Source organism: Pseudomonas sp. LS-2, assembly GCF_003605735.1.
Lineage (GTDB): Bacteria > Pseudomonadota > Gammaproteobacteria > Pseudomonadales > Pseudomonadaceae > Aquipseudomonas.
On record NZ_QXTJ01000003.1, the window covers coordinates 250,381 to 272,647 of the forward strand.

21 protein-coding genes are annotated in these 22,267 nt (G+C 60.1%); 12 read left to right on the top strand and 9 right to left on the bottom strand.

What is annotated here, in order from left to right; translation table 11 throughout:
* Positions 1-69: 69 nt before the first annotated feature.
* Together D3M70_RS03120 and D3M70_RS03125 are read left to right on the top strand one after the other, a co-directional pair.
* Positions 70-798, top strand: coding sequence for an AzlC family ABC transporter permease (locus D3M70_RS03120; RefSeq protein WP_120124258.1), 729 nt, complete (start codon positions 70-72; stop codon positions 796-798).
* Complete coding sequence (locus tag D3M70_RS03125; RefSeq protein ID WP_120124260.1) at positions 795-1,118, top strand: AzlD domain-containing protein; 324 nt, start codon at positions 795-797, stop codon at positions 1,116-1,118. Before D3M70_RS03120 ends, D3M70_RS03125 begins: the two co-directional genes overlap by 4 nt.
* Positions 1,119-1,139: 21 nt before the next feature.
* Here the strand turns inward: D3M70_RS03125 and D3M70_RS03130 are convergent, their stop codons facing one another.
* The 3 genes from D3M70_RS03130 to D3M70_RS03140 form a co-directional block, all read right to left on the bottom strand.
* Positions 1,140-1,994 (bottom strand): sulfurtransferase, encoded by an 855-nt coding sequence (locus tag D3M70_RS03130; RefSeq protein ID WP_120124262.1) that lies wholly within the window; start codon positions 1,992-1,994, stop codon positions 1,140-1,142.
* 64 nt (positions 1,995-2,058) lie between these two features.
* On the bottom strand, positions 2,059-2,745 hold the full coding sequence (locus D3M70_RS03135) for a TetR/AcrR family transcriptional regulator (RefSeq protein ID WP_120124263.1): 687 nt from the start codon (positions 2,743-2,745) through the stop codon (positions 2,059-2,061).
* 73 nt (positions 2,746-2,818) lie between these two features.
* Complete coding sequence (locus D3M70_RS03140; RefSeq protein WP_120124265.1) at positions 2,819-4,015, bottom strand: MFS transporter; 1,197 nt, start codon at positions 4,013-4,015, stop codon at positions 2,819-2,821.
* 180 nt (positions 4,016-4,195) lie between these two features.
* On the opposite strand from D3M70_RS03140, the gene D3M70_RS03145 reads away from it, so the two are divergent.
* The 6 genes from D3M70_RS03145 to ggt all read left to right on the top strand — a co-directional run bounded on the left by D3M70_RS03145 (position 4,196) and on the right by ggt (position 10,536).
* The gene (locus D3M70_RS03145; protein ID WP_120124267.1) at positions 4,196-5,635 is read left to right on the top strand and encodes a coniferyl aldehyde dehydrogenase; all 1,440 of its coding nucleotides are present in this window, start codon (positions 4,196-4,198) and stop codon (positions 5,633-5,635) included.
* Entirely contained in the window at positions 5,632-6,168 is a 537-nt protein-coding gene (locus D3M70_RS03150) for a twin-arginine translocation pathway signal protein (protein WP_120124268.1), read from the top strand. Before D3M70_RS03145 ends, D3M70_RS03150 begins: the two co-directional genes overlap by 4 nt.
* Before the next feature lie 36 nt (positions 6,169-6,204).
* Entirely contained in the window at positions 6,205-7,797 is a 1,593-nt protein-coding gene (locus D3M70_RS03155) for a GMC family oxidoreductase (protein WP_120124270.1), read from the top strand.
* Between the two features lie 74 nt (positions 7,798-7,871).
* Positions 7,872-8,351: a pantetheine-phosphate adenylyltransferase gene (gene coaD, locus D3M70_RS03160; RefSeq protein ID WP_120124272.1), complete on the top strand. Its 480-nt coding sequence runs from the start codon at positions 7,872-7,874 to the stop codon at positions 8,349-8,351.
* Between the two features lie 112 nt (positions 8,352-8,463).
* Positions 8,464-8,715, top strand: coding sequence for a YfhL family 4Fe-4S dicluster ferredoxin (locus tag D3M70_RS03165; protein ID WP_074752410.1), 252 nt, complete (start codon positions 8,464-8,466; stop codon positions 8,713-8,715).
* 78 nt (positions 8,716-8,793) lie between these two features.
* Positions 8,794-10,536, top strand: a complete 1,743-nt coding sequence (gene ggt, locus D3M70_RS03170; protein WP_120124273.1) for a gamma-glutamyltransferase — start codon at positions 8,794-8,796, stop codon at positions 10,534-10,536.
* On the opposite strand, the gene D3M70_RS03175 is transcribed toward ggt, so the two are convergent.
* The 3 genes from D3M70_RS03175 to D3M70_RS03185 form a co-directional block, all read right to left on the bottom strand.
* The gene (locus tag D3M70_RS03175) at positions 10,518-10,856 is read right to left on the bottom strand and encodes a multidrug transporter (protein WP_120124275.1); all 339 of its coding nucleotides are present in this window, start codon (positions 10,854-10,856) and stop codon (positions 10,518-10,520) included. The two genes, ggt and D3M70_RS03175, sit on opposite strands and share 19 nt — an antisense overlap.
* A 193-nt stretch (positions 10,857-11,049) precedes the next feature.
* A complete protein-coding gene (gene mutM, locus D3M70_RS03180) occupies positions 11,050-11,862 on the bottom strand; it encodes a bifunctional DNA-formamidopyrimidine glycosylase/DNA-(apurinic or apyrimidinic site) lyase (RefSeq protein WP_120124277.1) in 813 nt (270 codons plus the stop codon).
* Positions 11,863-11,901: 39 nt separating this feature from the next.
* Positions 11,902-12,768: an HDOD domain-containing protein gene (locus D3M70_RS03185; RefSeq protein WP_120124278.1), complete on the bottom strand. Its 867-nt coding sequence runs from the start codon at positions 12,766-12,768 to the stop codon at positions 11,902-11,904.
* A 168-nt stretch (positions 12,769-12,936) separates the two neighbouring features.
* On the opposite strand from D3M70_RS03185, the gene D3M70_RS03190 reads away from it, so the two are divergent.
* Positions 12,937-14,133, top strand: coding sequence for a class I SAM-dependent rRNA methyltransferase (locus D3M70_RS03190; RefSeq protein ID WP_074752414.1), 1,197 nt, complete (start codon positions 12,937-12,939; stop codon positions 14,131-14,133).
* Positions 14,134-14,257: 124 nt separating this feature from the next.
* On the opposite strand, the gene D3M70_RS03195 is transcribed toward D3M70_RS03190, so the two are convergent.
* Positions 14,258-14,983: a magnesium transporter gene (locus D3M70_RS03195; RefSeq protein ID WP_120124280.1), complete on the bottom strand. Its 726-nt coding sequence runs from the start codon at positions 14,981-14,983 to the stop codon at positions 14,258-14,260.
* A gap of 459 nt (positions 14,984-15,442) precedes the next feature.
* On the opposite strand from D3M70_RS03195, the gene ilvD reads away from it, so the two are divergent.
* The gene (gene ilvD, locus D3M70_RS03200) at positions 15,443-17,290 is read left to right on the top strand and encodes a dihydroxy-acid dehydratase (protein ID WP_120124282.1); all 1,848 of its coding nucleotides are present in this window, start codon (positions 15,443-15,445) and stop codon (positions 17,288-17,290) included.
* Between the two features lie 149 nt (positions 17,291-17,439).
* On the opposite strand, the gene D3M70_RS03205 is transcribed toward ilvD, so the two are convergent.
* On the bottom strand, positions 17,440-18,495 hold the full coding sequence (locus D3M70_RS03205) for a haloacid dehalogenase-like hydrolase (protein ID WP_120124283.1): 1,056 nt from the start codon (positions 18,493-18,495) through the stop codon (positions 17,440-17,442).
* Positions 18,496-18,745: 250 nt separating this feature from the next.
* The gene (locus D3M70_RS03210) at positions 18,746-19,258 is read right to left on the bottom strand and encodes a dihydrofolate reductase (RefSeq protein WP_120124285.1); all 513 of its coding nucleotides are present in this window, start codon (positions 19,256-19,258) and stop codon (positions 18,746-18,748) included.
* Positions 19,259-19,489: 231 nt separating this feature from the next.
* On the opposite strand from D3M70_RS03210, the gene D3M70_RS03215 reads away from it, so the two are divergent.
* Positions 19,490-20,869 carry a DUF2868 domain-containing protein gene (locus D3M70_RS03215; RefSeq protein WP_120124286.1) on the top strand — a complete coding sequence of 460 codons (1,380 nt, stop codon included), beginning with the start codon at positions 19,490-19,492 and terminating at the stop codon, positions 20,867-20,869.
* Positions 20,862-22,247: a GTPase/DUF3482 domain-containing protein gene (locus tag D3M70_RS03220; protein ID WP_120124288.1), complete on the top strand. Its 1,386-nt coding sequence runs from the start codon at positions 20,862-20,864 to the stop codon at positions 22,245-22,247. The genes D3M70_RS03215 and D3M70_RS03220 overlap by 8 nt, the downstream gene beginning before the upstream one ends.
* Positions 22,248-22,267: the final 20 nt, after the last annotated feature.

Genomic DNA, 22,267 nt, shown 5'->3' on the forward strand with positions numbered 1-22,267 from the left:
GATCGTGCAGGATCGTTCAAGACAGCCCTCCATCAGGGGCCTACCATTCGGGACATAAGGAGAAACACCATGTCCCGCAATCAACTCTATGTTCGCGGCCTTCGCGACAGCGTGCCTATGCTGGTCGGCATTGCGCCGTTCGGCATCATCTTCGGAACACTCGCCGGCGTCGGCGGCCTGTCCTTGTGGCAAGCCGTTGGCATGTCGCTGTTCGTCTACGCAGGATCCGCGCAGTTCATCGTGATCAGCCTGATGGGCGCCAGCGCCAGCGCAGTGGTCATTCTGCTGACCACCTTCATCGTCAATCTGCGCCATGTGCTCTATAGCGCCACGTTGCAGCCGCAGGTCCATGGTTTGCCGCAGCGCTGGCGTTTATTGCTGGCGTTCTGGCTGACCGACGAGACGTTCGCCGTGGTCCAGCGTTACTACATCGTGCATGGCCGCCAGCCGCTCGCCCATTGGTATTGGCTGGGCGTGACCAGCGCCCTCTATGCCTGCTGGGTCAGCAGTTCGCTGGTCGGCGTGCTGTTCGGTCAAGCGGTGCCGGACATGGCGAGCTGGGGGCTGGAATTCGCGATGCTTGCGACCTTTATAGGGATTGTCGTGCCTTTACTGCGTAACCAACCGCAGGTTGCCGCAGCGCTGGCAGCAGGTGCAGTCGCCCTGATGACGTGGTCGCTGCCTTACAAACTGGGGCTGATGGCAGCAGCGTTCAGCGGCATTGCTGTGGGGGTGTTGCTTGAGCGCGGGCAGACCGCCCATCCCCATGACGCCTCGGGCAAGGAGGCGCGCTCATGAGTTATTGGTGGCTGATTCTGGGGATGACCGCGATTACCTTCCTGATGCGCTACAGCTTGTTCGCCTGGCCGAACCTGCGCTTCCCGCCGGTTGTTCGCCAAGGGCTGCATTACGTGCCGACGGCTGTACTGACGGCCATTGTGGTGCCAGGGATGTTGCTGCCTGATGGCGAACATTGGCAGCTGTCGTTCGAGAACGCGTATCTGCTCGCGGGCATAGCGGCGATCGGGATCGCAGCGTTCAGCCGAAATCTGTTGGCGACCATTGGTGGCGGGTTGGCGGTGTTCTTCGTGTTGCGCTGGATGATGGGGCAGATCTGACGAACTGCCCCCGCACTTCGCTCAATCCCCTGTCGCGACGCCACGGCGCGGGTCGTTGATCCACTCGCTCCACGATCCGGCGTACAACCCGCCCAGCGGATAACCGGCCAGACACAGGGCGAACAGGTTGTGGCACGCCGTAACGCCGGAGCCGCAATAGGCCACCAACTGCTCCGGTGCTCGCCCTCTCAACGTCTCGGCAAACCGCTGCTTGAGCTGTTCAGGCGGAAGAAATCGGCCGTCAGGCCCCAGGTTGTCGGTGAACGCCGCGCACTGAGCGCCGGGTATATGCCCTGCAATCGGGTCGATGGGCTCGACTTCACCGCGAAAACGCGCGGGTGCACGGGCATCGATCAAGGTCATCTGCGGTTCACCGATACGGGCGAGCAAAGCGTCTGCCGTCAGCACCAGCGAGTCGTCCGGTTTGCCGTCGAAGAACCCCTGACGATGTTCGGGCGGATCCAGGCTCAAGGGCAAACCGGCGGCGTGCCACGCCTTCAGGCCACCATCGAGCAAGTACACGCCGTCACGCTTGCCCAGCCACGCCAGCAACCACCAGGCCCGAGCGGCATACGCTCCCGGGCCGTCGTCATAGAGCACGATCTCACTGTCGTTGTTCACGCCCCAGAAACGCAGCCGCTCGATCAGCGTCTGTGGATCCGGCAGCGGATGACGCCCGGTAACCCCCTTGCTGATCGGCCCGCTCAAGTCGTTGAGTAGATCGGCATAGAACGCACCCTCGATATGACCTTCGGCGTAGCTGCGCTGGCCGTAGTCCAGATCATCGAGGGAGGAACGACAATCAAGAATCACAAGCCCCGCTTTACTTGAGCGTTCTGCCAATTGTTGCGGGCTGATCAATTGCGCGATGGACATGACGGGCTCCTGCAGACAGTGAAAGGTGGCAAAAAAACAATCGGTTCGAGCGCAGGAATCAGAATCAGCCTGCGTCCTCCAGTGCCTGGTTCAGTGGCACATAAAATTCTGCGCAGAGGGTATGTACAGCGTCGTGGGCCTGCGGCGTGACGTACGCCATCTCAAGCACCAGCACCTGATAGACACCTCGGCGAATGGCATCCTCGTTCAGATGCGCGGTGTTCTCCCGTGTCGTACAAAGAAAACGTACCCAGGAGGTCAGAATGATCCAGGCATTAAGCGTCAGCGATTCGATCTGCACCTGGTCCATGGCCAGAATGCCCGCCTCGACGAAGCCGCTATAGATGGCCATGGCCTTGATCAGGCAATGCTGCGAAAACCGGCGATAACGTCCGGCAAGCTCAGGATCGGCTTCGAGCAAATGCTCAAGATCGCGATGCAGAAAACGGTAGCGCCACATGCCATCGAGGATGGCCATCAGGTAATGACGCTTGTCTTCTACCGTGGGCAAACGCCCTCTGGGCAGGTGTAGAAAACTGTCGACCAGATCTTCGTACTCGGTGAACAGCTCGGCGATGATCGCCTGCTTGTTCGGGAAGTGGTAATACAGATTGCCCGGCGAGATTTCCATGTGCGCAGCGATGTGGTTGGTGCTGACACTGCGCTCGCCCTGCAGATTGAACAGCTCCAGGCTGCTCTGCACGATGCGTTCGCGGGTCTTGATGCGTGGAGTTTTTATGCGCGGCGCCATGTTCAGCTCGAACGTCCGGATGTAACGGGAATGTGCTGGATCTTAACGCAAGCATCAAGACCCGGGGCAGTCTTCATGACTCGACAGGCGTCACGACCCCGGCCTTGAACGCAACCGCCACTGCCACACCGAGCAGACCACAGAACAGTGTCAGCAAGAGAATCACCCCACGCAGCCCTATCGGCGCTGCCAGAAATCCGATCAGCAATCCGGCCAGCGGCTGAGACAGGTTATTGAGCAAGGTGATCACGCCAACCGTTTTGCCGAAGTCCGCCACCGGAATGACCTGCTGACGAATGCTGCGCATATAGACGTTGAACATCTTGTCGAAGCCGACGACGAGCAGAAAGCCCACCATATAGACCTCAGACGATGCCCCGGTGGCGGTCACCAAGGCCCCCAGCACCAGCGCCGAGTATGACAACGCGCCAAGCAGCTTCAGCGGCAGGCTGATCCGGGCAAGCACATAAAGAATGATGATCGTGATGACCGCGCCAGAGGCCTGAAGCGCTGCGTAGAAATCCTTGCTCTCGCCAAACGAGCCGATGACCATCGCCGCTGAACTGGCCAGTGTGACGCCAACGATGAAATTGACGCCGACTGCCAGCGCGATGATCTTTTTCAACTCTGCGGATCGGCGGATATGCCCGAAGGCAGTCGACAACGGCTGCCACCAGAACCCGACAGGCTGCTCGAAGGTTTGCAGCGTGACGCTGGAGTATCGCTGCCACTGTCGCATCGCGAGATCTGCCAGCACGAATATCAACGCGGCCCCGACGACCACGCCGGGCCACGGGCACAGTTCCAGCGAAAGCGCTGCCAGCAAAGGGCCGAGCACCAGCCCGGTCTGATCGGCGATTTGCGAATAAGACAGTGTCTTGCCGTAGCGATAATCCGGGAAGATATGCGGCATCACCACTTCGCGCGCCATGATGCCTTGTGTGGTCAGCACGCCGCAGATAGCCGACAGCAGCACCAGCCAGTAAATGCCTCCGAAGAACCCATACAGCGTCATGGCCACTACACAGGCGGCGGCTCGGCAAATCTGGCTGATGTGCAGAAGCCGGATCGGGGCGAACTTGTCGCATAACGCTCCGCAGACCGGAAACGCAATGAAACGCGGCAGAGTCTCGACGAAAAACGCCAGACCAGTCCAAGCCGCATCGTTCGTGGTTTGAAAGACGACCAGCGGCACGAGAAACAACAGAATCTGATCGGCCAGCCGCGAGAGAAAGAGAGAAACGAAGAACGCCAGGTAATCCGTACGCATTGAGACTCCATGTCAGGTATTGCGCAACGGTTCGTCGAAAACCGTCGCGAGCAGTCTGGCCCGCGGATTGGCGTCGTGCAAGTAGCATGGCCTCGCTCAGAGAGGCGAGACCCACAGATTTGACTTTATAGAGCAATGACTCTAGAAACACTCTACAACTTCAAATAAAGGGCTGCAGCGATGTCTGTCGAATCCATTCGTTTGCCTGTGCATGACGAAGCGCCGGGCCCGCGAAGCGACCTTGAGACCCTCTTCGACCGGCAGCGACAGGCCTTCGCCGCGAACCCCATGCCCGTCTTGGGTCAGCGTCTGCAGTGGCTCGACAGTCTGCGTCAGGTACTCAGCGATGAACGCCAGAGCATCATCGAGGCGATCAGCGCCGATTTCAGTCATCGCAGCGCCGATGAAACGCTGCTGGCCGAATTGATGCCCAGCCTTCACAACATTCACTACGCGCGTCGTCATCTGAAAAACTGGATGCGCCCTTCTCGGCGCAGCGTTGGCATGGCGTTTCAGCCTGCGTCTGCAAAGGTCGTTTATCAGCCGCTGGGTGTGGTGGGCGTGATCGTGCCGTGGAACTACCCGCTTTATTTGGCGATAGGTCCTTTGGTGGGTGCCCTGGCGGCGGGTAACCGGGTGATGCTCAAACTCAGTGAGTCGACGCCCATGACGGGCGAGCTGCTCAAAACGCTGTTCGCAAGAGTCTTCCCCGAAGACCTGGTGACCGTAGTGCTGGGCGAAGCCGAGGTCGGAATGGCCTTTTCCACACTGCCCTTCGATCACTTGTTATTCACGGGCGCGACCAGTGTCGGTCGGCATGTGATGCGCGCTGCGGCGCAAAACCTGACGCCAGTCACTCTGGAGTTGGGCGGAAAGTCGCCTGCCATCGTGTCCAGCGACGTGCCTATCGACGATGCCGCCGAGCGCATCGCCTTCGGCAAGACGCTCAATGCCGGACAAACCTGCGTGGCCCCGGACTACGTGTTGGTGCCGACGAGTCGCGTGGAAAGCTTCATCGAAGCCTACAAAAAGGCAGTGATCGGCTTTTATCCGACACTCGCCGACAATCCGGACTACACCGCCATCATCAACCCTCGACATGTGGCGCGTCTGCACCACTATCTGGTCGATGCGACCGGCAAAGGCGCCCGGGTCATTTCGCTGTATGACCACAGCCAAGGGCGGCGCATGCCTTTCAGCCTCTTGCTGGATGTCCGGGACGACATGCTGGTGATGCAGGACGAAATCTTTGGCCCACTGTTGCCGGTCGTCCCTTATGAGCGGATCGAGCAGGCGTTCGACTACATAAACCAACGTCCCCGTCCTCTGGCGCTGTATTACTTCGGCTACAACAAAGCCGAGCAGCAACGCGTGCTGGAGCAGACGCATTCCGGCGGCGTCTGCCTGAACGACACCTTGCTGCATGTCGCTCAGGACGACATGCCTTTCGGCGGCATCGGCCCTTCAGGAATGGGGCAGTACCACGGCCACGAAGGGTTTCTCACGTTCAGCAAAGCTAAAGGCGTGTTCATCAAACAACGCTTCAACGCCGCGCGCTTGATCTACCCACCGTATGGCAAAGCGATTCAAAAACTGATCTATCGGATGTTTATACGATGAGTGCAGCGACGACCGGACTTTCCCGGCGCGGCGTTCTCAAGTTTGGGCTCGGGGCGACTGCGTTTCTGTCCACAGCAGGCGTCACGGCGAGTCTCAGCGGATGCTCCAGCAGTACTGCTGCGCCCGGCTTCAGCGTTTTGCGATCCAGCGATCTGCCTTTTCTGCGCGCCGCCATTCCCGTGATGCTGGACGGAGCACTGAGCGCAATCGCTGTTTCGACCGCCATCGAACAAACCCTGCAAAGCCTCGATCATGGCCTGGCTCGGCTGTCTTCTGAAATGCTCAAACTGACTCGACAACTGTTCGACGTACTGGCGATGGGGATGACTCGCGGGCCGTTGACAGGCATTTGGGGCAGCTGGGAAAACGCTGATGCCGAGCAGATCCGGCACTTTCTCACGCGATGGGAAAACAGCTCATTGAACCTGCTGCGCCAAGGCCACAGCTCGCTGCTGCAACTGGTGCTCATGGCATGGTATGGCCGGTCAGAGTCCTGGGCACATTGTGGCTATCCGGGCCCGCCAAAAGTCTGATCGCACACCACAAAACAATAAAAAGATCGAGGTTCTATGCCTGTTCCCGACACGTTCCGCGAAGGACTCGCTCGCGGCTGGAAAACCCATGATGGCTCACGACTTGAGCATGATCTGACACTGGAAGCGGACGTCGCGATCATCGGCAGCGGCGCAGGAGGTGGCACGACAGCCGAGATTCTCAGCGCTGCCGGCCTCAAGGTGCTGATCATTGAAGAAGGCCCGCTGAAAACCAGTTCGGACTTCACACTGCTGGAAGATCAGGCTTACTCCACGCTGTATCAGGAAGGCATCGGCCGGATGAGCAAGGACGGCGCGATCACCATCCTGCAAGGTCGGGCAGTCGGCGGGACTACGTTGGTCAACTGGACCTCGAGCTTTCGCACCCCCGATCCGACCCTGGAACACTGGGCCAAAGAGCACGGCGTCAAAGGCCACAGTCCGGTCGAGATGGCGCCCTGGTTTGCGAAGATGGAGCAGCGTCTGGGTGTAGCGCCGTGGATCATGCCGCCCAATGCCAACAACGATGTGATCCGACAAGGCTGCGAAAGACTCGATTACAGCTGGCACGTGATTCCGCGCAACGTGCGTGGCTGCTGGAACCTTGGCTATTGCGGGATGGGCTGCCCGACCAACGCCAAGCAATCGATGCTGGTCACGACGATTCCTGCGACCCTTGAGAATGGCGGCGAATTGCTCTACCTCACTCGCGCTGATCGCCTGATCATCCAGAACGATAAGGTGCTGGGTGTGGACTGCGTGGCCATGGACGAACGCTGCGTGGCGCCAACGGGGCGCAAAGTCACCGTCAGAGCGCGCCATACGGTGCTTGCCGGCGGCGGTATCAACAGTCCGGCTTTGCTGATGCGCTCCAGGGCTGCGGACCCTCAAGGGCGTGTGGGGAAACGGACGTTTCTGCATCTGGTGACGTTTTCTGCCGCGCTGTTCGACCAGATCATCAATCCGTTTTATGGGGCGCCGCAGTCGATCTACTCCGATCATTTCCAGTGGCGCGACGGCGTGACGGGGCCCATGGCCTACAAGCTCGAAGTGCCGCCGTTACAACCTTCCCTGACCAGCACATTGCTTGGCGGCTACGGTACAAAAAACGCTGAACGCATGGCGCAACTGCCCCATACCCACATGATGCTGGCGCTGCTGCGGGACGGCTTTCATCCCGACAGCCCTGGCGGTCAAGTGGAGCTGCGAAGCGACGACACGCCGGTGCTCGACTATCAGGTTTCACCTTACGCCTGGGATGGGGTGCGCCGCGCACTGCACAGCATGGCTGAAATCCAGTTCGCGGGCGGTGCCAAGGCCTTGATGCCACTGCATGCCGATGCGGATTACGTGAAAACACTCGCTCAGGCCCGGTCATTGATCGACAGCCTCAATCTGGAAATCTTTCGGACCCGCCTGGGCAGTGCGCACGTGATGGGAGGCTGTGCGATGGGAGAGGATTCAAGAGTCGCGGTTGTCGACAGTCTGGGTCGCCATCATCAGTTGGAGAACCTGTCGATTCATGACGGATCGCTTTTCCCCACCAGCATTGGCGCCAACCCGCAGTTGTCGGTGTATGGCCTGACCGCGCAACTGGCGACGGCCCTGGCAGACCGGTTGAAGGGTTGACCGCCTGACTTGGCCCAGCGGCCCCCGCTGCGCTACCATCCGAGTCCCCAACGGACTTCGATCAGGACGACGCGATGAACCGAGTGTTGTATCCAGGCACATTCGACCCTATCACCAAGGGCCATGGCGACCTGGTCGAGCGTGCCTCGCGCCTGTTCGATCAAGTGGTTATTGCCGTTGCGGCCAGCCCCAAGAAGAACCCGCTGTTTCCACTGGAGCAACGCGTCGCGCTGGCTCGCGCCGCCACCAAACACCTGCCGAACGTCGAAGTGGTCGGCTTTTCGAGTTTGTTGGCGCATTTCGCCCAAGAGCAGAACGCCAACATCCTGCTGCGCGGGCTGCGTGCCGTTTCCGACTTCGAGTACGAATTTCAGCTCGCCAACATGAATAAACAGCTGGCTCCAGACGTGGAAAGTCTTTTTCTCACGCCGTCCGAACGCTATTCATTCATTTCATCTACGCTGGTCAGAGAAATCGCAGCGTTGGGTGGGGATATCACCAAATTCGTACATCCGGCAGTCGCGCAGGCGCTGAGCGAACGATTCAAGTCATAGTCCGTCGAATCGGTTCCTTGCGTCATGTGCAGGTGCATATCGAGCGCCGATGCGGCACAATTCGCCGCATTAGTTTTGATATGCCCCGGTGTCGACCGCGGCAGGAGTATCCATGTCCCTGATCATCACCGACGATTGCATCAATTGCGACGTCTGCGAACCCGAGTGCCCGAACGAAGCGATTTCCCAAGGGGAAGAGATCTACGTGATCAATCCGAACCTGTGCACCGAATGCGTTGGCCACTATGACGAGCCGCAGTGCCAGCAAGTCTGCCCCGTGGATTGCATCCCTCTGGATGAAAACCACGTGGAGAGCAAAGACGAGCTGATGGCCAAGTACCAGTTGATTACCAGCAAGGCATAACCGAGGCAGATCCTGTCGGCATCCGCGCTTTCGCCGAAGACACTGGCTGTAATGCCCGTTGACCTGAGCGAGATACGCATGACATCGAAGCTGGCGCGAATAACCTTTTCATTCGGCGCATTGTTATTACTATGCGCCCTCTCGGCTCAAGCCAGTCCGGATCACCCTGATCAGGCCGCCATTGCCAGCCCCAATCCCATGGCGACAGCCGCCGGTCGGGAAATTCTCGTCGACGGCGGGAACGCTTTCGACGCCGCCGTTGCCATCAGCGCAACCCTTGCCGTGGTCGAGCCCTATGGTTCGGGACTGGGCGGGGGCGGCTTCTTTCTCATGCGCCAGGCGGGTGAGCCTGTGCAGTATCGGTTCCTCGATGCACGGGAAAAAGCACCGCTGAAGTCCAGATCCAGGATGTTTTATCGCAATGGCGTCGCACAGCCCGACCTGTCCCTGAACGGCCCACTCGCCGCGGCCATTCCCGGCTTGCCTGCGGCGCTGGTCGAACTCGCCGAACGCTACGGGCGTTTGCCACTGAGCATCTCCATGGCGCCCGCCATTCGCATTGCCTACCGAGGTTTCAAGGTTGACGAGATATACCGCGAACGCGCCAACTGGCGCCTTTTCGCACTGAGGGCCAACAAGGAAAGCGCGCGGCTGTTTCTGCGCAACAACGACGTACCGGCCTTGGGCGAAGTGATTACCCAGCCGGAACTGGCTCAGACGCTGGATCGCCTCGCCGACAAAGGCCGCGCCGGGTTCTACAGCGGCTTGACGGCTCAGGCCATGGTCAGCGGAGTTCGGGTTGCAGGCGGGATCTGGAACTACCATGATTTCGAAGAATATGACGTCATCAGTCGCACCCCGTTGCGCTTCCAATTGGCAGACCAGCGAGAATTGATCAGCGCCCCCCCACCCTCCGCTGGCGGAATCGCACTCGCGCAAAGCCTGTTCATGCTGCAGCAACTGCCGTGGCGTGACTCTGACAAAGTGCAACGCGCCCACTATGTTGTGGAGGTCTTGCGTCGGGCTTACCGGGACAGAATGTTATTCGGCGATCCGGACTTCGTGCCCAATCCGATCGCGCAGGTGCTGTCGCCCGATTACCTGCTGAATTTGTCGACCAGCATCAATCCTCACCGCGCAACACCCAATAACATCCTGCCGCCGGCACCGCGCTGGCGTGAAGGCGACAACACCAGCCACTTCAGCGTGCTCGACAACGAGGGCAATGCCGTCGCCGGGACACTGTCACTGAATCTGCCGTTCGGCTCGGCATTCACCGTCCCCGGCACAGGCGTCATCCTCAATGATGAGATGGACGACTTCGCGGTCGATCCTAACGGCAGCAACACATACGGGCTGGTGGGCAGTCAGGCGAATATTATCGAGCCAGGCAAGCGCCCGCTGTCGAGCATGAGTCCAAGCTTCATCGAAAGCCCCCAGTCCTTCACCGCGTTCGGGACCCCGGGGGGTAGCCGGATTCCCAGCGTCGTTCTGCTGTCGATGCTGCAATATCTGGACGATAAACCCATTGCCGACTGGGCTTCGGCAGCCCGCTACCATCATCAGTACATTCCCGACGTGATGGAGTACGAACCCGGCGCCTTTACGACCGAGGAACTGAATGACCTGCAAGAGCGTGGTTATCGCGTTAAAGAAACGAAAAGGGATTTCGGTAACCAGCAAGTGCTGCTGTGGCGTAAGAACAACGCCAGTGTCGAGGCCGCAAGCGACCCTCGAGGGGTAGGGGTTTCAGCGACGTTCAGGCCCAATGCGCCGCTGAATCTGGTGCGCAGGTGTGCCGATCAGTCTTGCTTGCCGTAGCCATCGCCCGTGCAGCCAAGGCAGCGCACGAATGCTGCCTTGCCGGGATCCACTACCAACGCCTTACCCGTACGTCCGATGCCACCTCCGGTCGCGGTAAACGGAAGTGCGATGACGAACAGGCCTGCGCCGATGATAGTCGCTGCAATCAGCAGCGGACGCGCGATCAGCAGGTCGCCGATCATCGCGTATGCAGGCGGATTCTGAATCTGATAGACCGGATCGCCACTGCCCGAAGCCTCGGTCTGTGCCGTGGCTGGCGTTATCTGCAAGCCGAGAAACAAAGCCAGGGTGGCAGCGAGAATACGAAACGGGCTCATGGCGTGATCCTTCAGGCACAGCAAGAAAAGTGATGTTGCTCACTATAAACAGGGATTGAGGTTACGCAAGGAGATGTCTGTTTCATTCGCGACACAGCCGCTGTAGCAGCAACGGTGGCGAACGTGTCGCCCTCACCGCCGTCAAGCCGTGCGGCTGCAGGCCAACGGCGACAGCTAAGTTATTGCTCGCGCGCTACTTCTGACACTTGGGGCAATAAACACTCGCCCGCTGCCCCAGCTTGACCTCACGCAGCGTCGTGCCGCAGACCTTGCACGGCTGCTCCCCACGACCATAGGCGAACAATTCCTGCTGGAAATAACCCGGCTGACCGTCGCCGCCGATGAAATCGCGCAACGTCGTACCACCGCGCTCGATGGCGGCAGCCAGAATGCGTTTGATCTCGATTGCCAGCTTCACATATCGGGCCTTGGAGATGCTTCTGGCCTCACGGCGCGGATCGATACCCGCCGCAAACAGCGCCTCGGTCGCATAAATATTGCCCACACCCACGACCACCGCGTTGTCCATGATGAACGGTTTGACCGCCATCGAACGCCCCCGCGACAGCTCATACAGGCGCAGCCCGTCGAACAGATCGGTCAGCGGTTCAGGCCCAAGACGGATGAGCAGCTCATGGTTGTGCGGATCGAGGCTCCACAACATCGCGCCGAAACGTCGCGGATCGGTATAGCGCAGCGCAAGTCCGGACTCCAGCTCGATGTCCACATGTTCGTGCTTGAGCGCCGGCAAGCCCGCCTCCACCAACCGCAGATTGCCAGACATGCCCAGATGACTGATCAAGGTACCCACCTCGGCCTGAATCAGCAGGTATTTGGCGCGCCGCTCCACCACCACGATCTTCTGCCCGGACAGGCGAATGTCCAGGTCTTCAGGAATCGGCCAACGCAGTCGCCGGTCGCGGACAATGACGCGGCTCACGCGCTGCCCTTCCAGATGAGGCGCAATGCCCCGACGGGTGGTTTCGACTTCAGGTAATTCAGGCATGAGGCAGCTCGATGGCGAGTAGAACGCAAGCGCGCTGGATCAGTGCGCGCTCAATTCTCGAATACTTTCTTTGAGGTTTTCGAAGTCATAGTCGGACAACCCGACATAGTCGAGGATCAGATGACCGATGCTGTTCCACTCATGGTCAACGGTCTGATTGCCCAGCACGCGGTGGGACGAGCATATGTGTTCGGCCATTTTCAGCGTCGCCAGCAGGTTTTTCAGCGGGGCGTTGCGGCCCGACTCATCCTGGAAGATCGCCAGCGCGTTATGGTGGTTGGCAATGGCGTTGCTGACATGTTCGGGCAAGCGCCAGGACTTGGCAGTGAAATAGCCGACAACCGCGTGGTTCGTGTTAAGAACGCGGTTTTCAGTATCCACTACCCGGCATTCCGGCCCGGCTTTGGCGTACGCCTCTTCCAGTACGTTCATGTATTCAGGAAAGCGCTTGAGCATCAGCGGCACGCCGCAGTCGTGGAACAGGCCCAAGGCGTAGGATTCATCGACTGTCTGCGAGCCAAGTCGCTTGGCCAGCGTCAGACTGGTCATTGCCACGTCTTGGGCGGTGTCCCAGAAGCGATTGAGCACCACGATGGTTTCGTCGCTCATCTCGCCCTTGATCGACTGCGCGTTGATCAGGTTGATGACCGAACGACTGCCCAGCAGATTCACCGCGCGCTGAATGGAAGCAATCTTGTTCGTCAAACCGTAGTGCGCCGAATTGACGATTTTCAGCAAGGCGCCGGACAACCCTGGATCCTGCGCGATCAACCGGGCGATCACACCCAGATCAGGGTCGGGCATGTACTGCTCCATCTGCAAATCCACCATGATTTGCGGCTGGGGCGGAACACTGATGCCTTGCAACGCCTGCTGGATCTGCTCGGAAGTAAGCTCTTGGGACATAAGTACACACTCAAGGTCAGGGGGCGATTCTAACCTTTACCGCCCATGCTTCGACAACCGTAGAAGCACTCATCGGATCCGACCGACCGCCAGCCGGTTAATTCACCTGAACACGCCCGCAGGCAGGAAGCCGCGCTATAATCCCGCTCTTTTTTCCGGAGCGACGTCATGTCCCTGCCTAGCTTGCGCCTCAAGCCCAACGCCGACCGACGCCTGCGCGCCGGTCACCTGTGGATCTACAGCAACGAAATCGACGTTGCCGCCACCCCACTCAACGGCTTCGCTCCAGGCGCTCAAGCGATTCTCGAAGCGGCGGGCGGCAAGCCGCTGGGCATTGTCGCAATGAGTCCCAACAACCTGATCTGCGCACGTCTGCTGTCCCGCGACGTCAAGCTGCCGCTGGACAAATCCCTGCTGGTGCATCGCCTCAACGTCTGCCTGTCGCTGCGTGAACGCCTGTTCGACAAGCCGTTCTACCGCCTCGTCTACGGCGACTCCGATCTGCTGCCCGGCCTGGTCGTCGATCGTTTCGGCGACATTCTGGTGGTGCAACTGGCCTCCGCGACCATGGAACAGCACAAAGACGACGTGCTGGCGGCATTGATTCAAGTGATCAAGCCAAGCGGCATTCTGCTCAAGAACGACTCCGCAGCGCGTGATGCCGAAGGTCTGACCCGCTACGTCGAAACCGCATTCGGCCTGGTGCCGGAGTGGGTTGCGCTGGAAGAGAACGGCGTGAAGTTCGAAGCGCCGGTGATGGAAGGCCAGAAAACCGGCTGGTTCTACGACCACCGCATGAACCGTGCGCGCCTGGCACCGTACGTCAAGGGCAAGCGCGTGCTGGACCTGTTCAGCTACATCGGCGGCTGGGGCGTGCAGGCCGGTGCGTTCGGTGCAAGCGAAGTGTTCTGCGTCGATGCCTCGGGCTTTGCACTGGATGGCGTCGAGCGTAATGCGGGGCTCAACGGCTTTGCCGAAAAAGTCACCTGCATCGAAGGTGATGTATTCGAGGCGCTGAAAGAATTGAAGGCCGCTGAAGAACGCTTCGACGTGATCGTCGCCGACCCGCCTGCATTCATCAAACGCAAGAAAGACCTGAAAAACGGCGAAGGTGCCTACCGCCGCCTGAACGAACAGGCCATGCGTCTGCTCAGCAAGGACGGCATTCTGGTCAGTGCATCCTGCTCGATGCACCTGCCCGAAGACGACCTGCAGAACATCCTGCTCACCAGCGCCCGGCATCTGGACCGCAACATCCAGCTGCTGGAACGCGGCGGCCAGGGCCCGGATCACCCGGTACACCCGGCGATTCCGGAAACCCGTTACATCAAGAGCATTACCTGCCGGTTGTTGCCCAATAGCTGATTCGGTAGCGCCTGCAATGACGCCATTGCGGGCAAGCTGGCTCTTACAGTTGACCCGATTTCCCTGTGTGAACTCGGTCAACTGTAGGAGCGCGCTTGCCCGCGAATATGTTAAACCGGCGTCCTCAAAGCTCCAGAATCACCGAAGCAATCCCGAAATACACCAACACCCCCGCCGCATCGGCAATCGATGTAATCAGCGGACCGCTGGCGACTGCCGGGTCCATCCGCAGGCGGCTGAACAGGAAGGGCAGGCTCATGCCGATGAGGCTGCCAATCAGCACGATGATCAGCATGCTGCTGGCAACTACCATGGAAACGTTCCAGCCGCCGCGCATGGCGCCGATGAGAGCGACGGCCACGGCCATTGTCACGCCCAGCGCCAGCGCCACCGAGCATTCACGCCACAGCAGGCGCAGCCAGTCTTTCATGACCACCTCGCCGGTCGCCAGCGCCCGGACCATCAAGGTCGCCGATTGCGCGCCCGCGTTGCCGCCGCTGTCCACCAACAGCGGCAGGAAGAACACCAACACGATATTGGCGGCAATTACATCTTCGAAGGCGGCGATGCCTGCGCCGGAAAACAGATTGCCGAACACCAGCAACACCAGCCAGAAAACGCGCTTGCGGTAGAGCAAGCCCGCCGTGGCGCTGCTCAGGTTGCCCAACGGCGTGGAAATCGCGGCGCCTTTGTGAAAGTCCTCAGTGGCCTCGCCGACAGCGCCGGTGTCCAACTGCTCCAGGACCTGAATACGCTTTTCAGAAGGCAGCGCTTGCAGTTGGGCCGCGATGTCGGCTGCGGACAGGTGGTTGAGGGGGCCAACAGGTTGGGTCAGATCAAAAATTGTCATGTAACTCTCCAGGCAGCCGCGCAGGGCTACCCGGAAGCCGACCACGTCAGCCCGCAGGCAAGCCCGCCGCCGCTGCGGTCGGTGCCAGATTGTCTGTTCTCGAGGAACGTAAACCGGGGTGGTCCATTGGGATGATTTCTCGCTCACCGCACATGCGGCGCGGGGATAGTAATGAGTCCGATCAGGCAAGGACACCCATGCGGGCGATTTTCAGAACCGTCCTACATAGCCCTAATAGAGGCGCCTGATCGGTATCGGCATTCCATCCCGCCGCCAGCGGTGTAGAATCGGCGTATTCATCGCCAATCATCCCCGGCGGGTTTATGAGCTCCGGTCGAGCGCGCAGCGATCCTGTGGCGTCACCGACCTCATCCGCAACGGCAGCGACCTGTCGCCGTTGCAAAGGACCAAGAGAAGCTCACTCCCTTACTGAACCTGATTAGCCGCCCGGAGTGCTCCATGCCTGATTACCGCTCGAAAACGTCCACCCACGGCCGCAATATGGCCGGCGCACGCGCCCTTTGGCGCGCCACGGGTATGAAAGACGAAGACTTCAAAAAACCGATCATTGCCATCGCCAACTCGTTCACTCAGTTCGTACCGGGCCACGTCCACCTCAAGGATCTGGGCCAGCTGGTCGCCCGTGAAATCGAAAGAGCCGGCGGCGTTGCCAAGGAGTTCAACACCATCGCCGTCGATGACGGCATCGCCATGGGGCACGACGGCATGCTGTACTCGCTGCCGAGCCGCGAGATCATCGCCGACTCCGTGGAGTACATGGTCAACGCCCACTGCGCCGACGCCATCGTCTGCATCTCCAACTGCGACAAGATCACCCCCGGCATGCTGATGGCCGCACTGCGTCTGAACATTCCGGTGATCTTCGTCTCCGGCGGCCCGATGGAGGCCGGCAAGACCAAACTCGCCAGCCACGGCCTGGACCTGGTTGACGCGATGGTCATCGCTGCCGACGCCTCGGCTTCCGACGAGAAAGTCGCGGAATACGAGCGCAGCGCCTGCCCGACCTGCGGTTCGTGCTCCGGCATGTTCACCGCCAACTCGATGAATTGCCTGACCGAAGCCCTGGGCCTTGCGCTGCCTGGCAACGGTTCGACACTGGCGACCCACTCCGACCGTGAGCAGCTGTTCCTGCAGGCTGGCCGCACCATCGTCGAGCTGTGCAAGACGTACTACCGCGACAACGACGATTCGGTTCTGCCGCGCAACATCGCCAACTTCAAGGCGTTCGAAAACGCCATGACCCTGGACATCGCCATGGGTGGCTCGACCAACACCATCCTGCACTTGCTGGCCGCCGCTCAGGAAGCAGAAATCCCGTTCGACCTGCGCGACATCGATCGCCTGTCCCGTCGCGTCCCGCAACTGTGCAAGGTCGCGCCGAACATCCAGAAGTACCACATGGAAGACGTGCACCGCGCTGGCGGCATCTTCAGCATCCTCGGATCGCTGGCCCGTGGTGGCCTGCTGCACACCGATCTGCCGACCGTGCACGCCAAGTCGATGGAAGAAGCCATCGCCAAGTGGGACATCACCCAGACGGATGACGAAGCGGTTCATCATTTCTTCAAGGCCGGCCCTGCCGGTATCCCGACGCAAACCGCGTTCAGCCAGTCGACCCGTTGGGAAACCCTGGACGACGACCGTGAAAACGGCTGCATTCGCAGCGTCGAGCACGCCTATTCCCAAGAAGGCGGGCTGGCCGTGCTGTACGGCAACATCGCACTCGACGGTTGCGTCGTGAAAACGGCAGGTGTTGACGAATCAATCCACGTGTTCGAAGGCAACGCGAAAATTTTCGAAAGCCAGGACAGCGCCGTACGCGGCATCCTTGCTGACGAAGTGAAAGCCGGCGACATCGTGATCATCCGTTACGAAGGTCCGAAAGGCGGTCCGGGCATGCAGGAAATGCTCTACCCAACGTCGTACCTGAAGTCCAAGGGTCTGGGCAAAGCCTGTGCATTGCTGACCGATGGCCGTTTCTCGGGTGGTACTTCGGGTCTGTCCATCGGCCACGCTTCCCCGGAAGCCGCAGCCGGTGGCGCGATCGGCCTCGTACGCGACGGCGACAAAGTACTGATCGACATCCCGAATCGGGCGATCAACCTGATGATCGACGATGCGGAAATGGCCGAGCGCCGTGCCGAGCAGGACAAGAAAGGCTGGAAACCTGTCGAGTCGCGTCCTCGCAAAGTCACCACTGCTCTCAAGGCTTACGCTCTGCTCGCCACCAGCGCCGACAAAGGTGCGGTGCGTGACAAGGCGATGCTGGACAAGCTGGTGCCGTAAGCGGCGTCGCAGCAACATTAAAAAAACCGGCAGCAATGCCGGTTTTTTATGAGCGCATCACAAGCCCTTGTAGCAGTCCGGCTTGCCGGCGTTGACGTTTCAAATACCCACCGCCGGCACGCCGTGCTGCTACAGAAAGCGTCGCCCCGTCACTGAATCTCGTCCGGTTTGACGATCACCCAGTTCTTGTCCGCCGTCACCGGCAAACCTTCCTTGGCCTGGGCCTCGGCGTTGGTTTTCATCATGCCGTTGAGCTGGGTCATGTACTTGTCCTTGCGGTTGATCCACAAGTGAATGCCGCCTTTGTTGACATCAACACTGTGGAATAGCATGTAGCCGTCACTGGTTGGGGTGTCACCGCCGACCAGCACCGGTTTTTTCCACTGATCGATGTAGGTCAGGATCGCGGCCTGTTTGCCTGCCATCCAGGTTGCAGGGGTCCATAGGTATGGGGTCAGTTCAAGGCCGAGGTTGGCCTTCTCGTCATACGCGCCCGCCGTGATCTGCTTGCGTGCAGTGGTCAACTCGCCGGTGTCGCGGTTTTTCAGTAGCGTGGTCACGCCAATGACGTTCTGCGGTTTGACGTTGTAGCCGTACTTGGGATCGGACGCGACCATACGCACCAGTTCCTCGGAGGCCGCAGTCATCACATAGACCTCGATGCCGTTCTCCATGAGCTTGTTGTACAGCTCGGCCTGCCCGGTAAAGACCTTCGGCGGCTGGACTTCAATGGTCTTGACCACATCCCCCTCGTAATAGGTACTCGGCACGGGTTTGCCAGACGCCATCAACTCATCGACGTAGCCTTTGAGCTCTTTTAGGGTGAAACCAGAGAACACCTGCGCGACCCACGGATAGCAAACCATGTCGTCGATTTCGCAGAGGCGATAGTAATAGCTGAACAGGCTTTCCTTATGGTCAGCGGTATCCTTGAAAGGAATCAGCTTGAGGGAAGGATCGAGCTTGTCGCGGGTGATCAGCCCTTTGTTTTCCATGAACGGTAGCAGCGACTCTTCCAGGTCATAGCGGTAGCTGGTGTTGTCCATGTCGAAAACCGCGAAATTACCCTTGTTGGCGTTCGCCGCGATCATGGCGTCGAGCTGCTTGGCCGCAGGCTCGGGCCAGTGCTTGAGCTCAGTGGAAAATACCTGACCGGCAAGGCCCAGACAGAGCGCAGCGGCCAACAGTTTTGGTGCGAGCTTCATAACGTTGTCCTCCCCTTTTTGGTTCGAGGCTGGACCGTAACAAAAAGCCATTACTGTTTTAATGCGTCAGCGACTGCGCCCGTTCTGATGGCGTCACCTTGAGAACCTTTCGCGACATATGACACAAAAACGACAGATGTTGGTTAACGCGGGGGAACGTCGCAGGCTGGAACGACATCATCGCGGGCGAGCGCGCTCCTACAGTTGATCGCGTTTCCCTGTAGGAGCGCGCTTGCCCGCGATGGAATTTTTACCGGCGCTCCCACACCTCGAAGGTGTAGGCAGGCTTGTCGTCCAGTGCCGGGTTCTCGGTGTTCGACACCAGCTTCCACTCTGCCAGCTCAAACTCTGGAAACCAGGCGTCCCCTTCAGGGCTCAGCGCAACGCGAGTCAGGTACAACCGATCAGCCTGCGCCAACCCCTGGGCATACAGCTGTGCTCCGCCGATCAGCATGACCTCACTGACGCCCTGCTCGGTCGCCCATTCTTCGGCGCGCTTGACGGCAGCCTCAAGCGAAGTGAATACCTCAGCGCCCTCCAGGTGAAGATCCGTCTGACGGGTAACGACGATGTTCAGTCGCCCCGGTAACGGACGGCCCAGCGAATCCCAGGTCTTGCGACCCATGATGATCGGCTTGCCCAGCGTGGTGGCTTTGAAATACTTGAAGTCCCCGGGCAAATGCCAGGGCATGGAGTTGTCGACGCCGATGACCCGGTTTTGACCCAGGGCGGCAATCAGGCTGAGGGGGAGATGTTTTTTCATGGCGGCGAGGATAGCAGAGCAAGAGGGTTGATTCGTATAACCGCACGACGTGTTATGCGTCGCCTGAGCAGCCCCAGTCGCGAGCAAGCTCACTCCTACATCAAACGCGCCCGATTGCAGGAGGGAGCTTGCTCGCGATTGCGGTGGTCCAACCCGCGACACCCCTGCGGCCGTGCGCGATTGCGGCCACAGCGGTTATGCTCACTTCTGACTTCACCAACGAGACGCCGTGTGACTGCACTGACCCCACTCGATGAACTATGGCTCACCGAAGCCGTGCGCCTGCGTGAAAAGCACGCCGGGCCGCTTGAGGATGAGGAAGCCAGCCGCCGCGCCCGCGCCAGCGCGGGGGATTTGCTGACCCGAATCAAGAACCGCGCTCTGTGGCTCGCCGAACGCGACGGCATGCTCGCGGCACTGCATCACTGGAAACAAGGGGCGAGGCTGTCGGTGATCGTGCTGGTGGTTTTTGCCGTCATCAGTGGCGCCGGCCTCGCGTTCGCGGCGCTGGGCGACGGACAAACGCCGGTCAATGTGTTCTGGGCGCTGGGCAGCCTGCTCGGCCTGAATCTTATTCTGCTGATCAGCTGGTTATCAGGGCTGCTGTTCGCCGGGGACAGTGCTGCCAGCCTCGGGCGACTGTGGCTATGGCTCAGCGAAAAACTGGCTCGCGATGCGCGAGCCGCACAGCTGGCGCCCGCACTCATTCTGCTACTGCAACGCAAACGCCTGAATCGCTGGGTGCTTGGCGTGTGCGTCAACGGCTTATGGCTGCTTGCCCTGCTCAGCGCTCTGACGCTCTTGCTGCTGCTGATGGCCACCCGGCGCTACGGGTTTGTCTGGGAAACCACAATTCTGGGCAGCGATACATTCGTCAGCCTGACCCAAGGGCTCGGCACATTACCTTCTCTGCTGGGCTTCAGCGTTCCCGGCGAAGACATGATCCGCGCCAGTGGCGACAGCGCGCTGGTGATCGAAAATGCTCGACAGGCCTGGGCTGCATGGCTGGTCGGCGTGCTTGTCGTCTATGGCATCGCTCCGCGCTTGATATTGACCCTTCTGTGCTACGGCCGTTGGCGCGCAGGGCGCAAACACCTCGTCCTGGACCTGAGTCAACCCGGATTCGCTGAGCTGCGCGAGCGATTGATGCCAAGCAGCGAGCGCCTGGGGATCAACGACGCCGCACCTGCGCAGATCCATCAAGTGCAGGCGGGCGCCGCAGCCATGGACAGCGAAGGCGCGCTTCTGGTTGCCATCGAACTGGACGATCAGCGCCCATGGCCGCCAAAACTGCCGAAAACCATCGCTGACGCAGGCATCCTCGATAGTCGCGAATCGCGCAGAGTCCTGCTCGATCAACTCACCCGATACCCGCCTGCGCGCCTGACCATCGCCTGCGATCCGCGCCGCTCACCGGATCGCGGCAGCCTGGCGTTGGTGGCAGAACTGGCTCGGTGTGCAGCAGACACGCGTATCTGGCTGCTGCCTGCGCCAACTGGCCAGGCGCTGGATGCCGATCGTCTCAGCGACTGGCACTCGGCACTGCAACAGCTGGACTTGAAGTGGGTCGATAGCGCACCGCTGACCTGGCTGGAGACCGGACATGACTGAAAAGGATGCGAACCGCCCACTGAAACTGGCAGTGGTCGGTCACACCAACGTGGGTAAGACCTCTCTGCTGCGCACGCTCACCCGGGATGTCGGTTTCGGCGAAGTCTCTCATCGTCCGAGCACCACCCGCCATGTGGAGGGCGCCCGGCTATCGGTGGACGGCGAGGCACTGCTGGAGCTCTACGACACGCCAGGCCTGGAAGACGCCATTGCCCTTCTCGATTATCTGGAGCGTCTCGACCGCCCGGGCGAGCGGCTCGATGGCCCGGCCCGATTAGCCCGCTTTCTGGAAGGCAGCGAGGCACGTCAGCGTTTCGAACAGGAGGCCAAGGTCATGCGTCAGTTGCTGGCCTCAGATGCAGGTCTTTACGTCATCGATGCCCGCGAGCCGGTTCTTGCCAAGTACCGCGATGAGCTGGCCGTAATCGCCAGTTGTGGCAAACCGTTGCTGCCTGTGCTCAATTTCGTGAGCAGCGCACAGCATCGCGAACCGGATTGGCGCGAGGCTTTGGCGCGCCTGGGCCTGCATGCCCTGGTGCGATTCGACAGCGTCGCCCCGCCCGAAGATGGCGAACGGCGGCTGTATGAAAGCCTGGCGCTGTTGCTGGAAACATCCCGCGAGCGACTGGAACGGTTGATTGCCGATCAGCAGGCACAGCGTCAAGTTCGTCGCACCAGCGCTGCACGACTCATAGCCGAACTGCTGATCGATTGTGCGGCTTGCCGGCGGAGCGTCGCGACCGAGTCTGATCAAGTTCAGAAGGCCATTGAGGAATTGCGCAAAGCGGTCCGTCAGCGTGAGCAACGGTGCGTAGAAGCGCTGCTCACTTTGTATGGGTTCCGTCGGGAAGACGCGTCGGCCAATGACCTGCCATTAATGGACGGGCGATGGGGGGATGACCTGTTCAATCCCGAAACCCTGAAGCTACTGGGCGTGCGAGTGGGAGGTGGCATTGCGGCGGGTGCAGCGGCGGGCGCAGGCGTGGACTTGCTGGTCGGCGGTATCACGATGGGGGCCGCGGCGCTGGTCGGCGCGATTGCCGGAGGCGCGTTGCAGACCGCACGCAGCTACGGCGGCCGATTGTTGGGCAAACTCAAGGGGCAGCGCGAACTGACGGTCGATGATGCTGTTTTGCGCCTGCTCGCCTTACGCCAGCGGCAGCTGTTACTGGCACTGGAGGCGCGAGGCCACGCCGCAATGGACAGCATCAAGCTGGACGCACTTCAGGATAAGACCTGGCGCGAAGGCAAACTGCCTGAAGCACTCAAAAAGGCTCGGGCGCATCCGCAGTGGTCGTCGTTGAATCCGCACTCGAAGCTCAATCAGACCGAGCGGCAGGAACAGTTAGAGACTTTGTCGGAAACTGTCCTGGTCTAAACGCTGATTTCCTGTAAGGG